16 protein-coding genes and 1 tRNA gene are annotated in these 18,554 nt (G+C 66.7%); 14 read left to right on the forward strand and 3 right to left on the reverse strand.

Translation table 11 applies throughout. The features are described 5' to 3' along the window. The first annotated feature begins 6 nt into the window (after window positions 1-6). A complete protein-coding gene (locus QFZ27_RS18095) occupies window positions 7-1,692 on the forward strand; it encodes an FAD-dependent oxidoreductase (protein WP_429227773.1) in 1,686 nt (561 codons plus the stop codon). Between the two features lie 310 nt (window positions 1,693-2,002). Then, window positions 2,003-2,266: a recombinase family protein gene (locus QFZ27_RS18100; RefSeq protein ID WP_429227774.1), complete on the forward strand. Its 264-nt coding sequence runs from the start codon at window positions 2,003-2,005 to the stop codon at window positions 2,264-2,266. A 519-nt stretch (window positions 2,267-2,785) separates the two neighbouring features. Here QFZ27_RS18100 and QFZ27_RS18105 read toward each other — a convergent pair. Continuing rightward, on the reverse strand, window positions 2,786-3,724 hold the full coding sequence (locus QFZ27_RS18105; protein WP_429227775.1) for an ArsR/SmtB family transcription factor: 939 nt from the start codon (window positions 3,722-3,724) through the stop codon (window positions 2,786-2,788). Between the two features lie 147 nt (window positions 3,725-3,871). Here QFZ27_RS18105 and QFZ27_RS18110 point away from each other — a divergent pair, with 147 nt between their 5' ends. The 7 genes from QFZ27_RS18110 to QFZ27_RS18140 all read left to right on the forward strand — a co-directional run bounded on the left by QFZ27_RS18110 (window position 3,872) and on the right by QFZ27_RS18140 (window position 12,083). After that, window positions 3,872-5,767 (forward strand): ABC transporter substrate-binding protein, encoded by a 1,896-nt coding sequence (locus tag QFZ27_RS18110; protein WP_429227776.1) that lies wholly within the window; start codon window positions 3,872-3,874, stop codon window positions 5,765-5,767. Between the two features lie 65 nt (window positions 5,768-5,832). Then, a complete protein-coding gene (locus QFZ27_RS18115; protein ID WP_429227777.1) occupies window positions 5,833-6,837 on the forward strand; it encodes an ABC transporter permease in 1,005 nt (334 codons plus the stop codon). After that, window positions 6,837-7,706 carry an ABC transporter permease gene (locus QFZ27_RS18120; protein ID WP_429227778.1) on the forward strand — a complete coding sequence of 290 codons (870 nt, stop codon included), beginning with the start codon at window positions 6,837-6,839 and terminating at the stop codon, window positions 7,704-7,706. The genes QFZ27_RS18115 and QFZ27_RS18120 overlap by 1 nt, the downstream gene beginning before the upstream one ends. After that, window positions 7,703-8,713, forward strand: coding sequence for an ABC transporter ATP-binding protein (locus QFZ27_RS18125; RefSeq protein WP_429227779.1), 1,011 nt, complete (start codon window positions 7,703-7,705; stop codon window positions 8,711-8,713). Before QFZ27_RS18120 ends, QFZ27_RS18125 begins: the two co-directional genes overlap by 4 nt. After that, on the forward strand, window positions 8,710-9,555 hold the full coding sequence (locus QFZ27_RS18130) for an ABC transporter ATP-binding protein (RefSeq protein ID WP_429227780.1): 846 nt from the start codon (window positions 8,710-8,712) through the stop codon (window positions 9,553-9,555). The genes QFZ27_RS18125 and QFZ27_RS18130 overlap by 4 nt, the downstream gene beginning before the upstream one ends. A 29-nt stretch (window positions 9,556-9,584) precedes the next feature. Then, window positions 9,585-11,135 (forward strand): arabinosylfuranosidase ArfA, encoded by a 1,551-nt coding sequence (arfA, locus tag QFZ27_RS18135; RefSeq protein ID WP_429227781.1) that lies wholly within the window; start codon window positions 9,585-9,587, stop codon window positions 11,133-11,135. A gap of 459 nt (window positions 11,136-11,594) precedes the next feature. Next, window positions 11,595-12,083, forward strand: a complete 489-nt coding sequence (locus QFZ27_RS18140) for a GNAT family N-acetyltransferase (protein ID WP_429227782.1) — start codon at window positions 11,595-11,597, stop codon at window positions 12,081-12,083. 109 nt (window positions 12,084-12,192) lie between these two features. Here the strand turns inward: QFZ27_RS18140 and QFZ27_RS18145 are convergent, their stop codons facing one another. Further along, window positions 12,193-12,900, reverse strand: a complete 708-nt coding sequence (locus QFZ27_RS18145) for a GntR family transcriptional regulator (RefSeq protein ID WP_429227783.1) — start codon at window positions 12,898-12,900, stop codon at window positions 12,193-12,195. Between the two features lie 96 nt (window positions 12,901-12,996). Between QFZ27_RS18145 and QFZ27_RS18150 the strand changes: the two genes are divergently transcribed. From QFZ27_RS18150 to QFZ27_RS18170, 5 genes are all read left to right on the forward strand, one after another. Further along, window positions 12,997-14,136, forward strand: a complete 1,140-nt coding sequence (locus tag QFZ27_RS18150; protein WP_429227784.1) for a mandelate racemase/muconate lactonizing enzyme family protein — start codon at window positions 12,997-12,999, stop codon at window positions 14,134-14,136. A gap of 50 nt (window positions 14,137-14,186) precedes the next feature. Further along, window positions 14,187-15,431, forward strand: a complete 1,245-nt coding sequence (locus QFZ27_RS18155; RefSeq protein WP_429227785.1) for an extracellular solute-binding protein — start codon at window positions 14,187-14,189, stop codon at window positions 15,429-15,431. A 71-nt stretch (window positions 15,432-15,502) separates the two neighbouring features. Continuing rightward, entirely contained in the window at window positions 15,503-16,609 is a 1,107-nt protein-coding gene (locus QFZ27_RS18160; protein ID WP_429227786.1) for an enolase C-terminal domain-like protein, read from the forward strand. Next, window positions 16,606-17,550, forward strand: a complete 945-nt coding sequence (locus QFZ27_RS18165; protein WP_429227787.1) for a carbohydrate ABC transporter permease — start codon at window positions 16,606-16,608, stop codon at window positions 17,548-17,550. The genes QFZ27_RS18160 and QFZ27_RS18165 overlap by 4 nt, the downstream gene beginning before the upstream one ends. Then, window positions 17,550-18,395 carry a carbohydrate ABC transporter permease gene (locus QFZ27_RS18170; RefSeq protein ID WP_429227788.1) on the forward strand — a complete coding sequence of 282 codons (846 nt, stop codon included), beginning with the start codon at window positions 17,550-17,552 and terminating at the stop codon, window positions 18,393-18,395. The genes QFZ27_RS18165 and QFZ27_RS18170 overlap by 1 nt, the downstream gene beginning before the upstream one ends. 1 nt (window position 18,396) lies before the next feature. Here QFZ27_RS18170 and QFZ27_RS18175 read toward each other — a convergent pair. After that, a tRNA-Arg gene (locus QFZ27_RS18175) sits at window positions 18,397-18,473 on the reverse strand. Between the last annotated feature and the right edge of the window lie 81 nt (window positions 18,474-18,554).

Below are 18,554 nucleotides of genomic sequence, written 5' to 3' on the forward strand. Positions count from 1 at the left end.
CACACCATGGCGATCAGCGACGATCGGCGAGGGCAAACCTATCCGACACTCTCGGCTCTTCAAATCGGCACGGCTCGACGCTTCGCGAGCGGTGAGCCGCGCCGCTTCGGCCCAGGCGACATCCTCTATGACATCGGCACCCGCAACGTCCCCGCCTGGCTGATTCTCGAGGGCTCGGCCGACGCGATCCAGCGCGGCGCGGCGGGCAGGTCGTCCGTGATCGCCACCTACGCACCCGGCCAGTTCACCGGCGAGACCAATCAGCTGTCGGGGCACGCGACCCTGGCGTCGGTGGTCGCGGGCGATCAGGGCGTGCTGGCGATACCCTTTGATGCACCACATCTTCGGGCCCTTGTCATCGGGTCGGCAGATCTCGGTGAAACGATCATGCGCGCCTTTATCCTCCGGCGCGTTTCGCTGATCGAGGAAGGGCGGATCGGCGGCGCAGGGTCGGTTCTGGTTGGACGCCGGGATGCCGCGGACATCGTCAGGTTGTCTGGATTCCTCACCCGCAACGGCTATCCCCACGCCATCATCGCCGCATGCGAGGCGGAGGGGCGCGAACTGGTCGAGCGGCTCGGCATCGCGTCTGAAGATCTGCCGCTGATGATCTGTCCGAATGGCACATTGCTCAGAAACCCGAGCGATGCGGATGCCGCGTCCTGTCTCGGCATCATGCCGGATCTCGACCCGAAGATCGTCTATGACGTGGCGGTCGTCGGAGCGGGGCCGGCCGGGCTGGCCACTGCGGTCTATGGGGCGTCCGAGGGGTTGGCTGTCCTGGTCCTCGATTCGCGGGCCTTCGGCGGCCAGGCGGGCGCATCCGCCCGGATCGAGAACTATCTCGGCTTTCCGACCGGCATCTCCGGACAGGCTCTCGCGGGCCGTGCCTTCAATCAGGCGACGAAATTCGGCGCCGAGCTCGCGATTCCGCTGACCGTCGGAAAGCTGTGCTGTCATGGAGCCGATGCGGAAGCCCCCTTCTCCCTCGAGCTCAGCAATGGATGCACGGCACGGGCGCGCTCCATCGTGATCGCGTCGGGAGCGCGCTACCGCCGGCCCGATGTTCCCAATGTCGATGAGCTGGAGGGGGCCGGCGTCTCCTACTGGGCGTCGCCGATCGAAGCGCGCCTCTGCGCCGGACAGGAGGTCACCCTGGTCGGTGGCGGCAACTCGGCCGGCCAGGCCGTTGCCTATCTCGCGCCGCAGGTCAGGCACCTGCATCTCGTGGTCCGGCGACCGCTCGAGCAGACCATGTCCCAGTATCTGATCGACCGGATCGCGGCATTGCCCAATGTCGAGTTGCATGTCGGCAGCGAGATTGTGGCCTTGCATGGCGACCGAGAGACAGGTCTGACCGGCGCCACGTTCCGTGACCCCCGGACTGGCGAGACCGAGGAGTGCGCGTCGCGCCATCTCTTCCTGTTCATCGGTGCAGATCCCCATACGAGCTGGCTCAACGGCTGTGTCGCGATCGATGGAAAGGGCTTCGTTCTCACAGGAGATCGCGTCGGCGATGGCGAGCGGCTGCCGCTGGAAACGAGCTGCCCCGGCATCTTTGCCGTTGGAGACGTACGTGCCGGCTCGACCAAACGGGTCGCCGCCGCCGTCGGCGAGGGGGCCGCCGTCATCGCGCAGATCCATTCTTTCCTGGCGCGAAATGTCGGACGCGCGCCGGGCATGGGGCCGTGATCCGGCATCGCCGGAGCTCGGTTTCGGGGTGCGCCGGAGCGACGCGGAATTCCGGTCCGGAGGGATCTGGTCGGTTTGCGGGCGCGGGCAATGTGGGGACGGAGCGGGCGCTCGACGACTATCCTGGAAGCGGCCCGCGACGAACCGAAAGCAGTCCCCGAAGGAAGGTGCAGCAACGTGAAGGCGTTAGTGCCCGTCCGCTCAATGGCCGTTTGGCGGCCGGCCCGCAACCTGTCCGCCAGCCCACGCTGACGATCGCTCTCCGGACGGATAGGTGTCGGACGGGTTTTCGGACGGGGGCCGGTGCCGGATGGCGGAGATCGGCTACGCGCGGGTATCGACGGCCGGACAGGATCCGGCATTGCAGCTCGCCGTTCTTGCCAAGGTCGGCTGCGCCCGGGTGTTCCAGGACAAGGCATCCGGAGGCAAGCCGACTGGCGGCCGGGTCTGGGGAGACGGCGGCAACCGGATGCGGGGCCGGGCTTTCTTGCGTGGCAGCACTCGCAGCCATCGGATATATGGCTTTTCAAAGAGGCGGCGCCGGACGGCGTTGAGGACGGCAGTGCGAACCTGAACGAGGTTGTGGGCGGCACCGGCAGCGCCCGGTTTGGCGCGGTCTCATTAGCCCCGCACCCTCACGGGCAGCGTCGCGACGTCATCTAACGGCCGGAATTCTTCTCGCCGCGGCTCTCCGTGTTCGCCGGGCCTCGCTCCCACAGCTCCACGCCTCCCGATGGGATCACGTAAGGCGTTGATATCAATCCACGATATTGGCGATCATCGCGCGTTGTCAGGCTCGAATGTCCGCAAAGAAGTGATTACCGGACGATTTGACCTTCGCGTCTCGGATCCCTGGCGCGGTGACCGCTCCTCACCCTTTCCGGCCGGCTCAGGACAATGAGAAGCACCAAGCGGGTCGCGGTCCGTCAAACGGACCTGACCCGGACAGCACCCCTGGACGGTCGAAGGAAGAGGAGACCAAGTCGTCGCTCCCGCTATGATGCCCCGAACGATCGGAGAGGGCGATGGCGCGGCGGCTCCTGACCGAAGAACGTTATTGCTGGCTGTTCCGACAGATGAACGCGATCGACCGTCACCCCCGCAGGCGCAGGCGCATGACGATGTCCTGATCATGGTTGCCGAAGCCCCGGCCGAAGATGTTCAGGCCGCCCGGGTGCTCGGCATTCTCGTCGATGCCGACCCGGAGGCGGATCGCGTGATGGTCGTTCAGGCGAAGCTGCTCCAGCGTCACGTCGGAGGCCCGGTTGCCGTCGACGAACGCCCCCTCATCGGTGACCCGCCAGGTGACCAGCTTGCCGTATTGCGAGCCGGCCAGCTTCCACCACCGCGGCGTATAGCGGCCGCGGATATCGCCGTAGTCGCCCGGTGACGTCCAGGTCGCGACCGCGACATGGTTGATCCACAGCGTGATGTCCGACGGCCAGTCGCTGTTGGTGCCGGGCACTTCCGACGACAGCTCCATGGTGACCTCGAGCTCTTCGATCGCCTTTTCGACCACCTTGGCGTTGTTGGGGAACTTGTATTCGACGAAGCCGCGGCCGAACCAGATCAGGGACGCCTTCATCCGGTTCGGATCGAGGAAATGGTCGGGGACGTCGAGCAGGCCGAGCACGCCCTCCGTCGAGCACAGCCCGCAGGGCGCGCTGACTTCGCAGGTGGTGTACAGGCCGATCGGCATCGCGACCTCGATGACGTGGTCGTCCTGCAGGGCGTCCGGATCGTCGAGCCGGACCGTGATCTCGTCATAAAGGGCCGAGCAGACCTTCTGCTGTCCCTTGCTCGCCTTCACGGCCTCGGTGCGGATCAGCTCGGCCCGCTCCAGCTTCTGCACGTTGATCGCGACCGTGGACTGCGGCAGCTCCAGCTCGCTGCTGATCTGGTTGACGTTCAACGGCCCGCGCTGGCGGAGCAGCCGGAGCATTGCCAGCCGGACGGGGGAGGCCAGCGCCTCCAGCGCCTCGCTGCCGTCACCCGCCATCAATGTCAGCAAACGGCGCTGCGGGACATCCATCGCACGAGCATCCTTCAGGAGAAGCAGCACGGTAACGCCATGTTCATATCAGTACAAATGATACATATCAAAATGATTGACGAACAGTTTGAATGAGGCTTCACTCCTGCCGAGCCGGCCGCAGAACCGGTCAGAAAGGGAGAGCCTATGCGCGCCATCAAGTTGCTCGTGCTCGCCTTGGCGAGCCTCATCGCAAGCACTGTCGCGGCATCCGCCCAAGCCACGATCTCGGAGCTGCCGCGCCGGGAGACGCTGATCCTCGAAAACCCGGAAGGGACGATCAAGAACCCCGGCTGGTTCAACATCTGGGCGATCAATGCCGGCGGGCAGTATACCGGCCTGCACCAATTGGCCCTCGACACGCTCTGGTACATCGATCCGGAGCGGGGGCTGGACGGGTCCTGGCAGAATTCCCTGGCGGCCGAGAAGCCGATCTACAATGCCGACTTCACCGAGATGACCGTGAAGCTGCGGCCGGGGATCTACTGGAGCGACGGCGTCGAGTTCACGGCCGACGACCTCGTCTACACCGTCGAGACGCAGATCAAGACCCCGGGGATGCGCTGGAGCGCCCTGCTGTCGCTCAACGTCGACAGCGTGCAGAAGGTCGATGCCCAGACGGTGGTCTTCAAGCTGAAGAAGCCGAATTCGCGCTTCCACGCGCTGTTCACCGTGCGCTTCAACGCCATCTGGATGATGCCGAAGCACATCTTCGAGAAGGCGCCCGATCCGCTGCGGTTCGACTTCAACAAGCCGGTCTCGCTGGGCGCCTACACGCTCAACAGCTACGACCCGGACGGCAAGTGGTTCCTGTGGCAACGACGGGATGATTGGCAGCGTACCACGCTCGGCCGCTACGGCGAGCCCGGACCGAAATACGTCGCCTATGTCGACGCAGGCCCGCCGGACAAGCGCGTCATCGCGCAGCTCAACCACGACCTCGACGTCATCCACGACGTCGCCCCGGAAGGGATGTTCACCCTGGCCAAGCAGTCGAAGTCGCTGAAGACCTGGTTCAAGGGCTTCCCCTTCGGCCACCCCGATCCGACCCTGCCGTCGGTGATCTTCAATCAGCAGAACCCGGCCTTCCAGAACCGCGACGTGCGCTGGGCCCTGGCACTGCTGATCGACATCCGGGCCGTTGCGATGGCCTCGTACCGCGGCGCCGCGACGATCTCGGCCATCGCCGTCCCGCCGACCGGAACCCACCCGGACGACTACCACAAGCCGATGCAGGAGTGGCTGGCCGGATTCGAGCTGGACACCGGCAAGGAGAAGATCAAGCCTTACGATCCGACCATCGGGCAGCAGATCGCGACGATGCTGCGGCCGTCGATGGGCGACCAGATCCCGACCGACCCCGCGGTGATCGCGCGCTCCTTCGGCTATGGCTGGTGGAAGACCAATCCCACCGCCGCCGCCGAACTGCTCGAGCGGGCCGGCTATGCCAAGCGCGGCGACGCCTGGTACACGCCGGACGGCAAGCCCTTCTCGATCAAGATCATGGTCGAGGGCGACTCCCGCCCGGTGATGACCCGGGCCGGCACCATGATCGCCCAGCAATGGCGCCAGTTCGGCATCGACGCCAAGATCGACGTCGCCCAGGGCACCAACATGCTGGACCGGCGCGGCGCCGGCGATTTCGACACCTTCATCGGCTGGAGTGTCGAGACCTATGGCGGCCATCCCGATCTCGCCTTCTTCCTCGACAGCTGGCATTCCCAGTTCGTGGCGCCGGCGGGCAAGACGCAGTCACCACGCAACTGGCAGCGACTGAAGAGTCCGGAACTCGATGCACTGATCGAGCAGATCCGGACCGTATCCTTCGAGGATCCGAAGACGGTCGAGCTCGGACGCGACTATGCCAAGTTCATGGTCCGCGAGATGCCGATCATCCCGCTGATGGCCTACAACGTCTTCACGGCCATGGATGAGACCTACTGGACCGGCTATCCGACGGCAGAGGACCCCTACACCAATCCGGTGCCGAACTGGGGCAACTCGCGCCTGATGATGGTGCGGCTCAAGCCGGCCCAGCCCTGATCCCCGCGAAAGTCCCGCGGTGCCCGGAAGGTCCGGGCGCCGCGGGCAACCCGAGCGCCGGAGTCATGAAACCCTTTCTCGCCTATCTCGCCAAGCGGCTGCTGCAGTTCGCGCTGGTCGTCTTCATCGGCGTGAACATCACCTATGTCATCACCCATGCGACGCCGATCGATCCGGTCGAGCAGAGCGTGACCGCGGCGACCTCCTTCGGCGTCACCAGCCCCGAGGCGGTCGAGATGATGCGGGCCTCGCTGCGCGAGCTCTATGGACTCGAGGGATCGCCGGTCGAGCAGTATCTGTCGTTCTGGCGGCGGGTCGTCGTCGGCGATTTCGGTCCCTCGCTGTCCGCCTTCCCGACCCCGGTCTCGACCCTGATCTGGCGGGCCATGCCCTGGACCGTCGGGCTGCTTCTCGTCTCCACCCTCATGACCTGGATCATCGGCAACCTCATCGGCGGGCTCGCCGGCTACTACCGCCGGAACCGGCTGCTGAAGCTGGTCGGGGTGGTGTCGATGGGGGTCCATCCGATTCCGTACTACATCGTCGCCTTCGTCTTCCTGATCGTGTTCGGCTTCCTCTGGCCGGTGCTGCCGATCACCGGCGGCGCCAGCATGAACGTCAATCGCGAGGACGGCTTCGGCTTCGCCCTGGACGTGCTGGTGCACTCCATCCTGCCCAGCCTGTCGCTGATGGCGGTCGGCATCGGCGGCTGGTTCATGGGCATGCGGGCGCTGGTGTCCAACATCGTGACCGAGGACTACGTTACCTATGCCGAGCTGGGCGGCGTCGGCCGACGGCGGATCCTCGGCTCCTATGTCATGCGCAATGCGCTGGGGCCGCAGGTCACCGGCCTCGCGCTCAATCTCGGCGCGATCTTCAACGGCGCCATCATCACCGAGCAGGTGTTCGGCTATCCCGGCCTCGGCTCGCTGCTGATCAGCGGGGTGCATGCCGGCGACTACAGCCTGGTGCTCGGCATCACCTCGGTCTCGATCATCGCGGTCTCGGCCGCGGTGCTGGTGATCGACCTCCTGTTTCCGCTGATCGATCCGCGCGTGGAGGTCCGCTGATGCAGTTCCTCGCCATCCTCCGGGACCTCGTCCGCTACAATTTCGAATTCGCCGCGGGCCTGGTCCTGGTGGGGCTCGTGGTGGCGATGGCGCTGCTGTCCTTCGTGTCGCCGTACCCGCCGCTCGACGTCTATGTCGTGGCGCCGGATGTCCCTCCGTCATGGGACTACTTCTTCGGCACGACCTCGCGGGGACAGGACGTGTTCTGGCAGCTCACCCTCGCGATCCGCAACACGCTCACCTTCGGCATCGTGGTCGCGGTGCTCAGCCGGATCATCGCGCTCCTGGTCGGGCTCGTCGCCGGCTACAAGGGCGGATGGGTCGACCGGGTGCTGATGTCGATCAACGACACCTTCGTCGTCATCCCGCTCTTCCCGATCCTCGTGCTGTTCTACTTCATCATGCGCGATGCGATGAGCTGGGCCATGCTCGCGCTGATCACCGCAGCGCTCGGCTGGGCCTATGACGCGCGGCTGATCCGGGCCATGGCGATGAGCCTGCGGAACCGCGAATTCACCCACCAGGCTTATTTCTCGGGCGCGAGCACCGGCCGGATCCTGGTGCAGGAACACCTGCCCTTCGTCCTGCCGATCGTCTTCTCGACCACGATGAACAACATCAACTGGTCGATCGGCATCGAGGTGACGCTGTCGGTGCTCGGCTTCACCGACATCAACACCCCGACCGTGGGCGGCATGATCTACTGGGCCAACCAGCACACCGCGCTGGTCGCCGGCGTGTGGTGGTGGATCGCCTTTCCGGTAGCGCTGGTGGTCATGCTGTTCATCGGGCTGTTCCTGCTCGCGATCTCGATGAACGAATACATCGATCCGCGCAGCCGGCTCGCGCGCATGGGGGGCGGCGCATGAGCCTGGCACCGCTGCTCCAGGTCTCGGGCCTCAAGGCCTATTACCAGATGCGGTTCTTCGGCGTGACCCGCGAGGTGCGGGCCGTCGACGACATCAGCTTCACCATCCGCCGCAACGAGATCTACGGCCTGGCCGGGGAATCCAGCTCCGGCAAGACCACGCTGATCAAGACCATCGCCCGCGCGATCCGCCCGCCGCTGAATGTCGTCGGCGGCTCCGTCACCTTCGACTTCAAGGACGGCCGCCGGGACGTCTACGCGATGTCCCCGGCCGAGCTGGATGCGATCCGCTGGAGCCGGCTGTCCTATGTCAGCCAGGGCTCGATGAACGTGCTCAACCCGGTGCGGCGCATCCGGCACAGCTTCGTCGACTTCGCCGCGCGCCACCTCGGCGGCACCCGGCAGGCCTTCTTCGCCGCGGTCTCGGCCCATCTGCGGCGGCTGTCCCTCGACCCCAAGGTGCTCGACGCCTATCCGCACGAGATGTCGGGCGGCATGCGCCAGCGCCTGACCATCGCGCTCGCCACCATCTGCCGGCCCGAATTCATCATCGCCGACGAACCGACCACCGCGCTGGACGTCATCGTCCAGAAGGGCGTGCTGGCCATGCTGCGCGAGGTGCAGCAGGAGATGGGCTCCTCCATCCTGTTCGTCACCCACGACATGGCCGTGCACGCCAACCTGACTGACCGGCTCGGCATCATGTATGCCGGCCGGCTGGTGGAGGAGGGGCCGACCGCACAGGTCTTCCAGCGCCCGTTCCATCCCTATACGGCGCACCTGATTTCCAGCCTGCCCCGGATCGGGGGCGAGGTCAGGAAGGCCGGGCTGCCGGGGGCGCCGCCGAACCTCGCCGACCCGCCGGCGGGCTGCCGCTTCCATCCCCGCTGCCCGTTGGCGGTGGCGCGCTGCCGCGAGGTCGCGCCGCCGCTGGAGGAGCTCGAGCCGGGGCATCGCGTCGCCTGCCATGTCGCCAAGGCCAGGGCCGGCGGGGCGGTCCTGGCATGACCACCCTTCTCGAGATCCGGCAGGTCAGCAAGACCTTCAGGTCCGGAGGGCTGTTCGGGCGCCATGTCGTGCACGCCGTCGACCGGGTCGATTTCGCCCTGGCCAGCGAACGGCCGGAGATCTTCACGATCATCGGCGAGTCCGGCTCGGGCAAGTCGACGCTGGCGCGGATGATCCTGAACAGCGTCTCGCCGAGCGATGGGTCGATCCTGTTCCGCGGCCGCGACCTCGCGGCCATCCGCAGCCGCCGCGACCGGCTGGCCTTCATGGCCGAGGTGCAGCCGGTGTTCCAGAATCCCTTCGAGGCGTTCAACCCGCTGAAGCGGCTCGACCGCTATCTGTACATGGCGGCGCGCCGCTTCTGCGGCGCCCGGACGCGCGACGCGGCCGAGGCCCTGGCGGATGCGGCGCTGCGCAAGGTTGGCCTCTCGCTCGCCGAGGTCCGCGGCCGCTTCCCGCACGAGATGTCCGGCGGGCAGCTGCAGCGCGTCGCGATCGCCCGTGCGCTGGTGCCGGAGCCGGCGCTGGTGGTGGCGGACGAGCCGGTCTCGATGATCGACGCCTCGCTGCGCATGACCATCGTCAACATGTTCCGGACGCTGCGCGACGAGTTCGGCGTCTCGATCATCTACATCACCCACGACCTCGCCACTGCCTACACCATCAGCGACCGGCTGATCATCATGGAGAAGGGCAGGGTGGTGGAGAGCGGGCCGGCCCGCGCCGTGCTCGACGCCCCGAGCCATCCCTATTCCATCCGATTGCTGCAGGCGGTGCTGCCCGTCGGCAACGCCTGGCGGGACGAGCATCCCGCCGAGCCCAGGCCCCAGCCGGCGGCCTGACCGTTTTCCCGTCTCTCCCGGAGTTTCCCATGCAGACCGTCAAGGTTTCTATCGACCGCACCTTTGCCATCGGCGAGACCGACCCTCGCCTGTTCGGCGCCTTCGTCGAGCATCTCGGGCGCTGCGTTTATGGCGGTCTGTACGAGCCGGGGCATCCGACCGCCGACGCCCAGGGATTCCGTGGCGACGTGCTCGAACTGGTGCGTGAGCTGGCGCCGACCATCATGCGCTATCCGGGCGGCAATTTCGTCTCGGGCTACGACTGGGAGGACGGCGTCGGGCCCGTCGACCAGCGTCCGCGCCGGCTCGACCTCGCCTGGATGTCGAAGGAGACCAACGCCTTCGGCACCAACGAGTTCATCGACTGGTGCCGGGCGGCCGGCATCGAGCCGATGCTCGCGGTCAATCTCGGCACGCGCGACGGCGACGCGGCGCGGCGGCTGGTCGAATACTGCAACTTCCCCGGCGATACCGAGCTGTCGGACCTTCGTCGCGCCCATGGCTGGCCGGAGCCGCACGGTGTCAAGTTCTGGTGCCTCGGCAACGAGATGGACGGCCCGTGGCAGATGGAGACCAAGACCGCCGAGGAGTACGGCCGCAAGGCCACCGAGGCGGCCAAGATGATGAAATGGGTCGACCCGTCGATCGAGCTCGCCGCCTGCGGCTCCTCCGGCCGCACCATGCCGACCTTCGGCACCTGGGAAGACACGGTGCTCGAGCACACCTTCGACCATGTCGAGTTCATCTCGCTGCACACCTATCTCAACGACTATGCCGGCGATACGGAGGCCTTCCTCGCCAGCCCCGACCTGATGGACTCCTTCATCGACGAGGTCGTCGCCCTCGTCGATGCGGTGGCGGCGCGGCGGCGGTCGGCCAAGCGCATCATGCTCAGCTTCGACGAATGGAATGTCTGGTACCGCACGCGCCGCCGCAGCGAAGGCCGCACCAAGCTCGGCTGGCCGGTGGCGCCGGAGATCCTCGAAGAGATCTACAACATGAAGGATGCGCTGGCCTTCGGCGGGGCCTGCATCTCGCTGCTCAACCATGCCGACCGGGTGCGCTGCGCCTGCCTGGCGCAGCTGGTGAACGCCATCGCGCCGATCATGACCGAAACCGGCGGCCCGGCCTGGCGGCAGACGATCTTCCATCCCTTCGCCCATTTCAGCAAATTCGGCCGCGGCCGGGTCCTGCGGGCGGAGGTGGCCTCGCCGACCTACTCCGCGACCTATCACGACCCGCGCGGCACCGCCGACCTGGCCTTCCCGTTGCCCGAAGTGCCCTATGTCAAGCTCGCCGCCGTCCATGACGACGCGGGCCGGACCGTGACCCTGTTCGTGCTCAACCGCCATCTCGATCAGCCGATGCCGATCGACATCGACATCCGCGGCTTCGGTAACCTTGAGCTCAAAGAGGCGCTGGAATTGCGGGACGACGACCTCTCCGCCATCAACACCAAGGAAGCGCCGGATCGGGTCAGGCCCGGCGCGCTGGCCGGGGTCCGCGCCGAGGGCGGCCGGGTTCTCGCCACGCTCGCCCCCGCATCCTGGAACGTGATCCGGCTGGCGACTGCGGGATGAATGCGACGGGAGCGGGGCGTTCGGACGTCTCGCTCCCGCTTCTCTGAGACCAGGTCGTGGACTCATAAACGCTGAGCCAGAGCCGTATGGCCGCCGGCTTGACGAAACGAGGTATACCAAGCCCTATTGAGGCCGACTCCCCGGCCCCTTCCTCGTCATGGCGACCCCGGCGAAAGCCGGGCGTGGCCATCCAGCCCCGCCGTCGGAGCAGGCCCCGCCAACCTGGCTGGCCACGCCCCTGTGGGGCTCGCCATGACGGTGAGGATCATGGGTTCATCGTCAACGACGGTTGGTAGTGGTTGGCGGCGCTTGTCGTAGCGCCTCGCAATGCGCCGACAATGCTTGGTTCGCTTGAAAAACCGCTCGACCAGGTTTCTTTGTCGGTAGAGGTGGGGCTGAAGCAAATCGGGTTCTCAAAGAGCCCATTTCTACCGGCCGGTGACGTGCTAAGCTTGTTAAATGACGGCGACTAACCAATACAGTTTTCGCAAAGCGACGGCGGATGATCTCCCGTTGCTTACAGCATGGCAATCGAACCCGCATGTCCGCGCATGGTGGGACTCAGATGAGCCGTACGATGCAGCGGACTTGGCTGATCCTCGGGTAGCGCGTTGGATCGTTTCAACCGCCGAACGCCCCTTTGCGTTCATGCAGGACTATACCGTCCACGGCTGGGAAGATCACCATTTTGCCAAGCTTCCCAGCGGATCGCGGGGAATCGATCAATACATCGGAGACCCCGAAATGATCGGTGTCGGGCACGGATCAGCATTTATCGGGGCGAGAATGAGGGCTCTCTTCGATGTGGGAGTTCCCGTTGTCGCGACTGATCCTCACCCGGCCAACGAACGGGCGATTGCCGTTTACAAGAAACTGGGTTTCGAACCGTTCGGACCACCTCAAGAGACTCGGTGGGGCTTGATTTTGCCAATGCTTGCGAGGCAGTAAGCGGCACACCGTCATTCGCAGCTTCGTCCGCATCTGAGATATGGCCGGCCGCGCAGCACCGATCCGCCCGGTGACTAAAACCAAGCGCAACCGTTTATGAGTACGCAGCCTAAAGCCCCATGGCCCGCTGGATCGCCTGGGTCAGGTGGGCCCGGAGCGCCGCCTCGGCGGCGTCCGGATTCCGGGCCAGGCAGGCCTCGAAGATCTCCAGATGCTCCGCCATCGTCCGCCGCACCTTCGCTGCGGAATAGGCGTAGTGGTGATCCAGGCGGATCAGCCGGATGTAGTCCTGCGTCTGCAGGAACGCCTTGCGAAGGAGGGGGTTGTCGAGCGCGTCGATCGCGCCGAGATGCAGGCTGGCGTCGACCTCCTCGATCCGGCGTGCCAGGTCGCGGTCGACATCGGCGCCATCGACCCAGCCGATGACCTCGCGATGCTGCGCGATCATCGCCTCGATCCGGCCGCGCGGCGCCGTCTCGGCGAAGTGTCGGATGGCGGGCGTTTCGAGGAAGAGGCGCAGCTGGTAGGAGTTGCGGACCAGCGCCAGGTCCGGCTTGGCGATCTCGATGCCCGCGCGGGCCCGGATCGTCACCAGCCCCTCCGCCTGCAGCACCTGCAGCGCCTCGCGCAGCGGCCCCAGCGGCGAGCCGACGATCTCGACCAGCTCCGCCTGCGACATGAAGGCGCCAGGCTGCAGCCGTCGTTCGAACAGCGCCTCCTTGAACCGTTCATAGGCGACGCGGCTGAGATTCGGCGCGGCTTCGACGCGCAGCGTCGCCGGATGTTCGTCGGATGACCGTCTCGGGCTACTGCTCATTTGCCTGATGATTCAATTGCCGTGCTTAGAAATATCTGTTACCTGAATTGATATATCAATAGCCGTCACTCAAGACGGCCCATGGAGGAGCCCGGGATGCGGCTGACCGATTTCACCCTGACCCGTTTCCAATTCGCCCGCGACCGGGTGATCGGGGACAGTCAGGTCCGCATCGCCCAGGCGCATATCGGCGTGATCGAGCTGCACACCGATGACGGCCACACCGGGACGGGTTTCTTCCACAGCCTCTTCCATCCGCTGCCGGCGTTGGCCGAGATCGAGCGGATCTTTGCCGAGGAGGCATGGCCCGGCTTGGCCGGGCAGGCGCCGGCGGGGCTGATCCACCGCGTCACCCGGCCCCGCGGCGGCAATAGCCGCCGGACGTCGCTCGGCTTCGAGGAGGCTGTGGCGCAGGCGCTGTGGGACCTTGCGGCCCGGGAGGCCGGCCTGCCGCTCTACCGCTATCTCGGCGGCAGCGATCCCAAGGTGCGGGTCTATGCCAGCGGCCTCGACTTCCACCTGACCGACGACGACTACGCGTCCCTGTTCCGGCAGGCGCGGGACCAGGGCTATCGCGGCTTCAAGATCAAGGTCGGCCACCCCGACATCGAATGGGATCTCCGGCGCCTGGCGCTGGTGGCCGAGATCGCCAAGGGGCACGGGCCGATCATGATCGATGCCAACGAGGCCTGGTCGCCGAAGGAGGCGATCCGGCGGCTCGACCAGTTCCGGCGCGCGGGCTTCGACATTCTCTGGGTCGAGGACCCTTGCCTGCGCGACGATGTCGACGGCCTGCGGGAGATCCGCCTGGCCGCGCCGCATGTCTTGGTGAACTCCGGCGAATATCTCGACCTGCGCGGCAAGCGCCGGCTGCTGGAGGGCCGCGGCGCCGACCTGCTCAACGTCCACGGCCATATCGGCGACGTGCTGAAGGCGGGCTGGCTGGCGGCGGAGCACGGCGTTCCGGTGACGCTCGGCAACACGTCGCTGGAGATCGGGGTCCATCTGGCCGCCGCGCTGCCCGAGGCTGATTGGCTGGAATACTCGTTCCAGAACTATAACCACCTGGTCGAGGCGCCGATCGTGATGCGCGACGGCTATGCTTTCGCGCCGGACCGGCCGGGCCACGGCCTGGTGCTGTCCGCCGAGGCCCGGGCCGGAGCGGCGCCGCAGGTGCTGCGGCCGGAGGAATTGCCGCCGGCCCCGCCATCGACGCCGATCCGGCTCTCGTCCTGACCAGATCCAAGAACGCAAAGCCCAAGAACGCAAAGCAGGGAGGACATGTCATGCTCGTCGATCGGCGCACATTGCTGCGCACCGCCGCGGCCGTCCCGGTCCTGGCGCTCGCGCCGCGCCTCGCCCAGGCGGCAGCGGAAGGCCGCATCAACTACTGGCACCACCTGACCAGCGAGAGCGAGTTCAAGGGGCTGGAGGCAGTGATGGCGCTGTTCCGGCAGCGCTATCCCGGCATCTCGCTGACCCAGGAGAACATCCCGAACCCGGAATACATGTCGAAGATCACCGCGGCGGTGGTCTCCGGGTCGAAGCCCGACACGGCGATGGTGATCGCCGAGCGGGTCAACGACATGGTCGGGATGGGCGGGCTGATCGACATCACCGACCGGATCAAGGGCTGGGACAAGGCGGCGGCATTCCCGGAGGACCGGTGGGCCGGGGCGAGCGTCGGCGGCAAGATCTACGGCGTCCCGGCCTTCACCTTCGTCGACTGGATGTACTACCGGAAGGACTGGTTCGACGAGGCCGGCATCAGCGGGCCGCCGAAGACTCTGGCCGAGTTCCAGGAGGCGGCGATCAAGCTGACCGATCTGGCGAAGGGGCGCTACGGCTTCGGCCTGCGCGGCGGGGCCGGCGGCTACCAGTACGTGGTCGACATGATCGAGAGCTTCGGCTCGCCGATCGTCGTCGACGGCAAGCCGGCGATGGACAAGGCCAAGGCCGTCGAGGCGGTCACCTTCCTGTCGGAGCTGTTCACGCGGCACAAGGCCTGCCCGCCCAGCGCCCCCAATGACAGCTACCGGCAGATCATGGAGGCGTTCAAGACCGGCCAGACCGCCATGGTCTGGCACCACACCGGATCGCTGGCGGAGATCTCCGGCGCGATGAAGCCGGGCCAGTTCATGACCGCGGCGCGCCCGGCCGGCCCCGCCGCCCATATCGCGCGGCTGACCTATCTGTTCAACGGCCTGATGTCGGACGCCAATGCCGATGCCGCCTGGGCCTGGCTCGCCTTCTGGGCCGAGCCCGATGCGGCGATCGCATTCCTGGAGCAGACGGGATACTTCCCGGCCTCGCCGGAGACGGCATCGGACAGCCGCATCACCGGCAACCCGCTGTACGGCGCCGCGGTGGAGACGACCAAGTTCGGCCGCCTGCCGCCCCGGTTCATCGGCTCCGCGGGATGGGACGACAATGTCGTGCTGCCCGAATTCCAGAAGGTGCTGGTCGGCCGGAGCACGCCGGAAGCCTGCGTCGACGCCCTGATGGCCGGCCTCGACGCCGCCCTGCAATAGGACCGGGGCAGGGGCGGCGGCCGTTCGCGGCGCCGCCGCACGGCAAGGCCAAGGATCGAGGGAGGCGCGGCATGCGCATCGAGGACATCCGCTGCTGGGTGGTCGAGACCGAGCACCCGGCCCATCCCTATCGCTGGCGCCAGGGGCTGGCCGGATCCGGCGACGGCACCCCGGCGGACCGCAAGCCGCTGAAGGCCGTGATCCGCATGGACACCGATTCCGGTATCAGCGGCGCGATCGAGGTGGCGAATGCCTGGGGCGCGATGAGCCTGGTCGATCGGCGGCTGAAGCGCCTTATCGGCGAGAACCCGCTCCTGACCGAAAGGCTGTGGACGCTGGTCTGGGAGATCGACCGGATCGAGGAGATCGCGATGCCGCATCTCGGCATCGTCGACCTGCTCGCCTGGGACATCAAGGCGAAGGCCGCCGGCATGCCGCTCCACCAATTGCTTGGCGGCCACGACCGCCGGGTGCCGGCCTATGCCTCCACGGTCACCTGGGACTCGATGGCCGAATACGAGCGGCACATCAAGCAGTGCATCGACGCGGGCTTCACCGCCTTCAAGCTGCACGCCTGGGGCGACGCGAAGGAGGATGCGGCGCTGTCCCGCAACCTGCGGCGCTGGGCCGGGCCCGACGCGGCTCTGATGTTCGACGGCTCGGCCGGCTGGGACTACGTCACCGCCCTGACATTCGGCCGGGTGCTCGAGGCGGAAGGCTTCCTCTGGTACGAGGAGCCGATGCGGGAGTTCGAGCTGGGCTCGTACCGCAAGCTCTGCGACGCGCTCGACATCCCGGTCCTGGCGGCGGAGACCTCGGACGGGTGTCATTGGAACATGGCCAGCTGGATCCAGGCCGGCGCGCTCGACATGGCGCGGACCAGCACCTTCTACAAAGGCGGCCTGACCGGCGCGGTCAAGATCGCGCATCTGGCGGAAGCCCACGGCATGCGGGCCCAGGTGCACGGGATGGGCCTGGCCAATGCCCAGCTCTGCGCCGCCATCCGCAACAACGACTATTACGAGCAGCTGGTGATCTCGAGCGAGCAGATCGCGGGCCTGGACAGGCTCGGGCCCCTGGCGATCGAGGGCGGCATGCTCACGGTCTCGGATCGACCGGGCATCGGCTTCGACTTCGACTGGGAGCGGATCGAGGCCACGGCCGTGGCGCGGGCATGACGGCGCTGGACCTGCCCTCGGCGCCCGCACCGGCCCCGGCCCACCGGCTCGGTCCTCTCGGCCGGCTGTCGGAGAGCCGACGCTGGGCCTATTACCTGCTGCTTCCCAGCCTGGTGCTGATCCTGACGGTGGTGCTGTACCCGACGCTGTGGGGCATGGTGCTCAGCGTCCGCGAGATGCGGCTGAACCGGGTCGATCTCGGGACCGGCTTCGTCGGCCTCAAGCACTATGTCGCGCTGGTCCATGATCCGGTGTTCTGGCTGTCGCTGCAGAACACTGTCGTCTGGGTCGCGGGGGCCGCCGCCGGCGAGCTCCTGCTCGGGCTGCTGACGGCGCTGGTGCTCAACACCAGCCTGCCGGGCTTCCGCGTGTTCGGGATCATGGTGCTGCTGCCCTGGTTCCTGCCCAACGTGGTCGCCGGCCATATGTGGGCGCTGATGCTGGATCCGCGCCTCGGCGTGCTCAACGACATCCTGGTGCGCGTCGGCATCCTCGGCAGCTACAAGGCGTGGTTCGCGGATCCGGACATGGCGATGTTCGCCGCCATGGTGGTCGAGGTCTGGCACGGCTTCCCCTTTTTCGCGCTGCTGCTGCTGGCCGCCTTGAAGGGGATCCCCGGCGACCTCTACGAGGCGGCGGCGACCGACGGCGCCGGGCTGTGGCGCCAGTTCGTGCACATCACCCTGCCGCAGCTGCGGGTCGTGATTGTGGCCACCGTGGTGCTGCGCGTCATCAGCCTGGTCAACTCGCCCGACATCCTGTTGATCCTGACCGGCGGTGGGCCGGGCCGCTCGACCCAGGTGCTGTCGCTCTACGCCTTCCTGAAGGCGAACAAGGAATTCAACTTCGGCTATGCCAGCGCGCTGTCGGTGGTGATGTTCCTGCTGCTGATGGTGTTCAGCTACGCCTATGTGAAGCTCTCCAACGCGATGAGGGACTGATGCTTCGCAGCCGTTCCGCCCGGCGCCGGATCCATGTCCTGCTCTGCTATGCCGCCGCCCTGTCGATCGTGGCCTTCGCGATGTTTCCGGTGCTGTGGGCGCTGCTGACCTCGCTCAAGCCCGAATCCGACATCGTCACCGCGACGATCCGGTACATCCCGGACCGGGTCACGTTCGACAACTACGTCGCGATCTGGACGCGGTCCAACTTCCCGACCCTGATCGTCAACAGCGCCGTGGTGACGCTGACCACCGTGGTGATCTGCGTCGTGATCGGCACGCTCGCCTCCTACGCCGTCGCCCGCTACCGCTTCCGCGGCCGGCGCGAGCTGATGCTGTTCTACCTCGTGGTGCGGATGTTTCCGGCGGTCATGATCATCGTGCCGCTGTTCATCCTGATGCGCAGTGTCGGCCTGCTCGACAGCCGGTTCGGGCTGGCCCTGGCCTACACCACCTTCCTGCTGCCGGTGTTCATCTGGATGATGAAGGGGTTCTTCGACGCGGTGCCGTCGGAGCTGGAGGACGCCGCCCGGATCGACGGGGCGTCCCGCATCGGCGCGATGCTGCGCATCGTCCTGCCGCTGGTGGCGGGCGGCCTGGTCGCCACAGCGGTCTTCGTGGCGATCGGCGCCTGGAACGAGTTCCTGTTCGCGCTGATGCTGACCACCAGCACCGGGTCGCGCACCTGGCCGGTCGGGCTGCAGCTCATGGTCGGAGAGTTCCAGCTGCCCTGGGGCGCGCTCTCGGCCGGGGGCATCATCAGCATCGTGCCGGTGGTCGTGCTGTTCGCGATCGTGCAGCGGGCGATGGTGCGGGGCCTGACGGCCGGGGCCGTCAAAGGCTGAGTGGCGTCCCCGGAGAGATTCGAACTCCCGACCCGCTGCTTAGGACGCAGCCGCTCTATCCTGCTGAGCTACGGGGACCCGGCGCCCTTATAGCAAGCTCGCGGGGGCGATGACACCCCCCGTCGAAGACAATCGCCGGCCGGTGACTCATCCCCTGAA

The organism is Inquilinus ginsengisoli (assembly GCF_050434925.1).
GTDB lineage: Bacteria > Pseudomonadota > Alphaproteobacteria > DSM-16000 > Inquilinaceae > Inquilinus > Inquilinus ginsengisoli_B.

What these genes read in the sequence shown, in the direction of transcription:
- QFZ27_RS18095 (WP_429227773.1), top strand. Translation starts at nt 7, where the DNA reads ATGGCGATCAGCGACGATCGGCGAGGGCAAACCTATCCGACACTCTCG.
- QFZ27_RS18100 (WP_429227774.1), top strand. Translation starts at nt 2,003, where the DNA reads ATGGCGGAGATCGGCTACGCGCGGGTATCGACGGCCGGACAGGATCCG.
- QFZ27_RS18105 (WP_429227775.1), bottom strand. Translation starts at nt 3,724, where the DNA reads ATGGATGTCCCGCAGCGCCGTTTGCTGACATTGATGGCGGGTGACGGC.
- QFZ27_RS18110 (WP_429227776.1), top strand. Translation starts at nt 3,872, where the DNA reads ATGCGCGCCATCAAGTTGCTCGTGCTCGCCTTGGCGAGCCTCATCGCA.
- QFZ27_RS18115 (WP_429227777.1), top strand. Translation starts at nt 5,833, where the DNA reads ATGAAACCCTTTCTCGCCTATCTCGCCAAGCGGCTGCTGCAGTTCGCG.
- QFZ27_RS18120 (WP_429227778.1), top strand. Translation starts at nt 6,837, where the DNA reads ATGCAGTTCCTCGCCATCCTCCGGGACCTCGTCCGCTACAATTTCGAA.
- QFZ27_RS18125 (WP_429227779.1), top strand. Translation starts at nt 7,703, where the DNA reads ATGAGCCTGGCACCGCTGCTCCAGGTCTCGGGCCTCAAGGCCTATTAC.
- QFZ27_RS18130 (WP_429227780.1), top strand. Translation starts at nt 8,710, where the DNA reads ATGACCACCCTTCTCGAGATCCGGCAGGTCAGCAAGACCTTCAGGTCC.
- arfA (WP_429227781.1), top strand. Translation starts at nt 9,585, where the DNA reads ATGCAGACCGTCAAGGTTTCTATCGACCGCACCTTTGCCATCGGCGAG.
- QFZ27_RS18140 (WP_429227782.1), top strand. Translation starts at nt 11,595, where the DNA reads ATGACGGCGACTAACCAATACAGTTTTCGCAAAGCGACGGCGGATGAT.
- QFZ27_RS18145 (WP_429227783.1), bottom strand. Translation starts at nt 12,900, where the DNA reads ATGAGCAGTAGCCCGAGACGGTCATCCGACGAACATCCGGCGACGCTG.
- QFZ27_RS18150 (WP_429227784.1), top strand. Translation starts at nt 12,997, where the DNA reads ATGCGGCTGACCGATTTCACCCTGACCCGTTTCCAATTCGCCCGCGAC.
- QFZ27_RS18155 (WP_429227785.1), top strand. Translation starts at nt 14,187, where the DNA reads ATGCTCGTCGATCGGCGCACATTGCTGCGCACCGCCGCGGCCGTCCCG.
- QFZ27_RS18160 (WP_429227786.1), top strand. Translation starts at nt 15,503, where the DNA reads ATGCGCATCGAGGACATCCGCTGCTGGGTGGTCGAGACCGAGCACCCG.
- QFZ27_RS18165 (WP_429227787.1), top strand. Translation starts at nt 16,606, where the DNA reads ATGACGGCGCTGGACCTGCCCTCGGCGCCCGCACCGGCCCCGGCCCAC.
- QFZ27_RS18170 (WP_429227788.1), top strand. Translation starts at nt 17,550, where the DNA reads ATGCTTCGCAGCCGTTCCGCCCGGCGCCGGATCCATGTCCTGCTCTGC.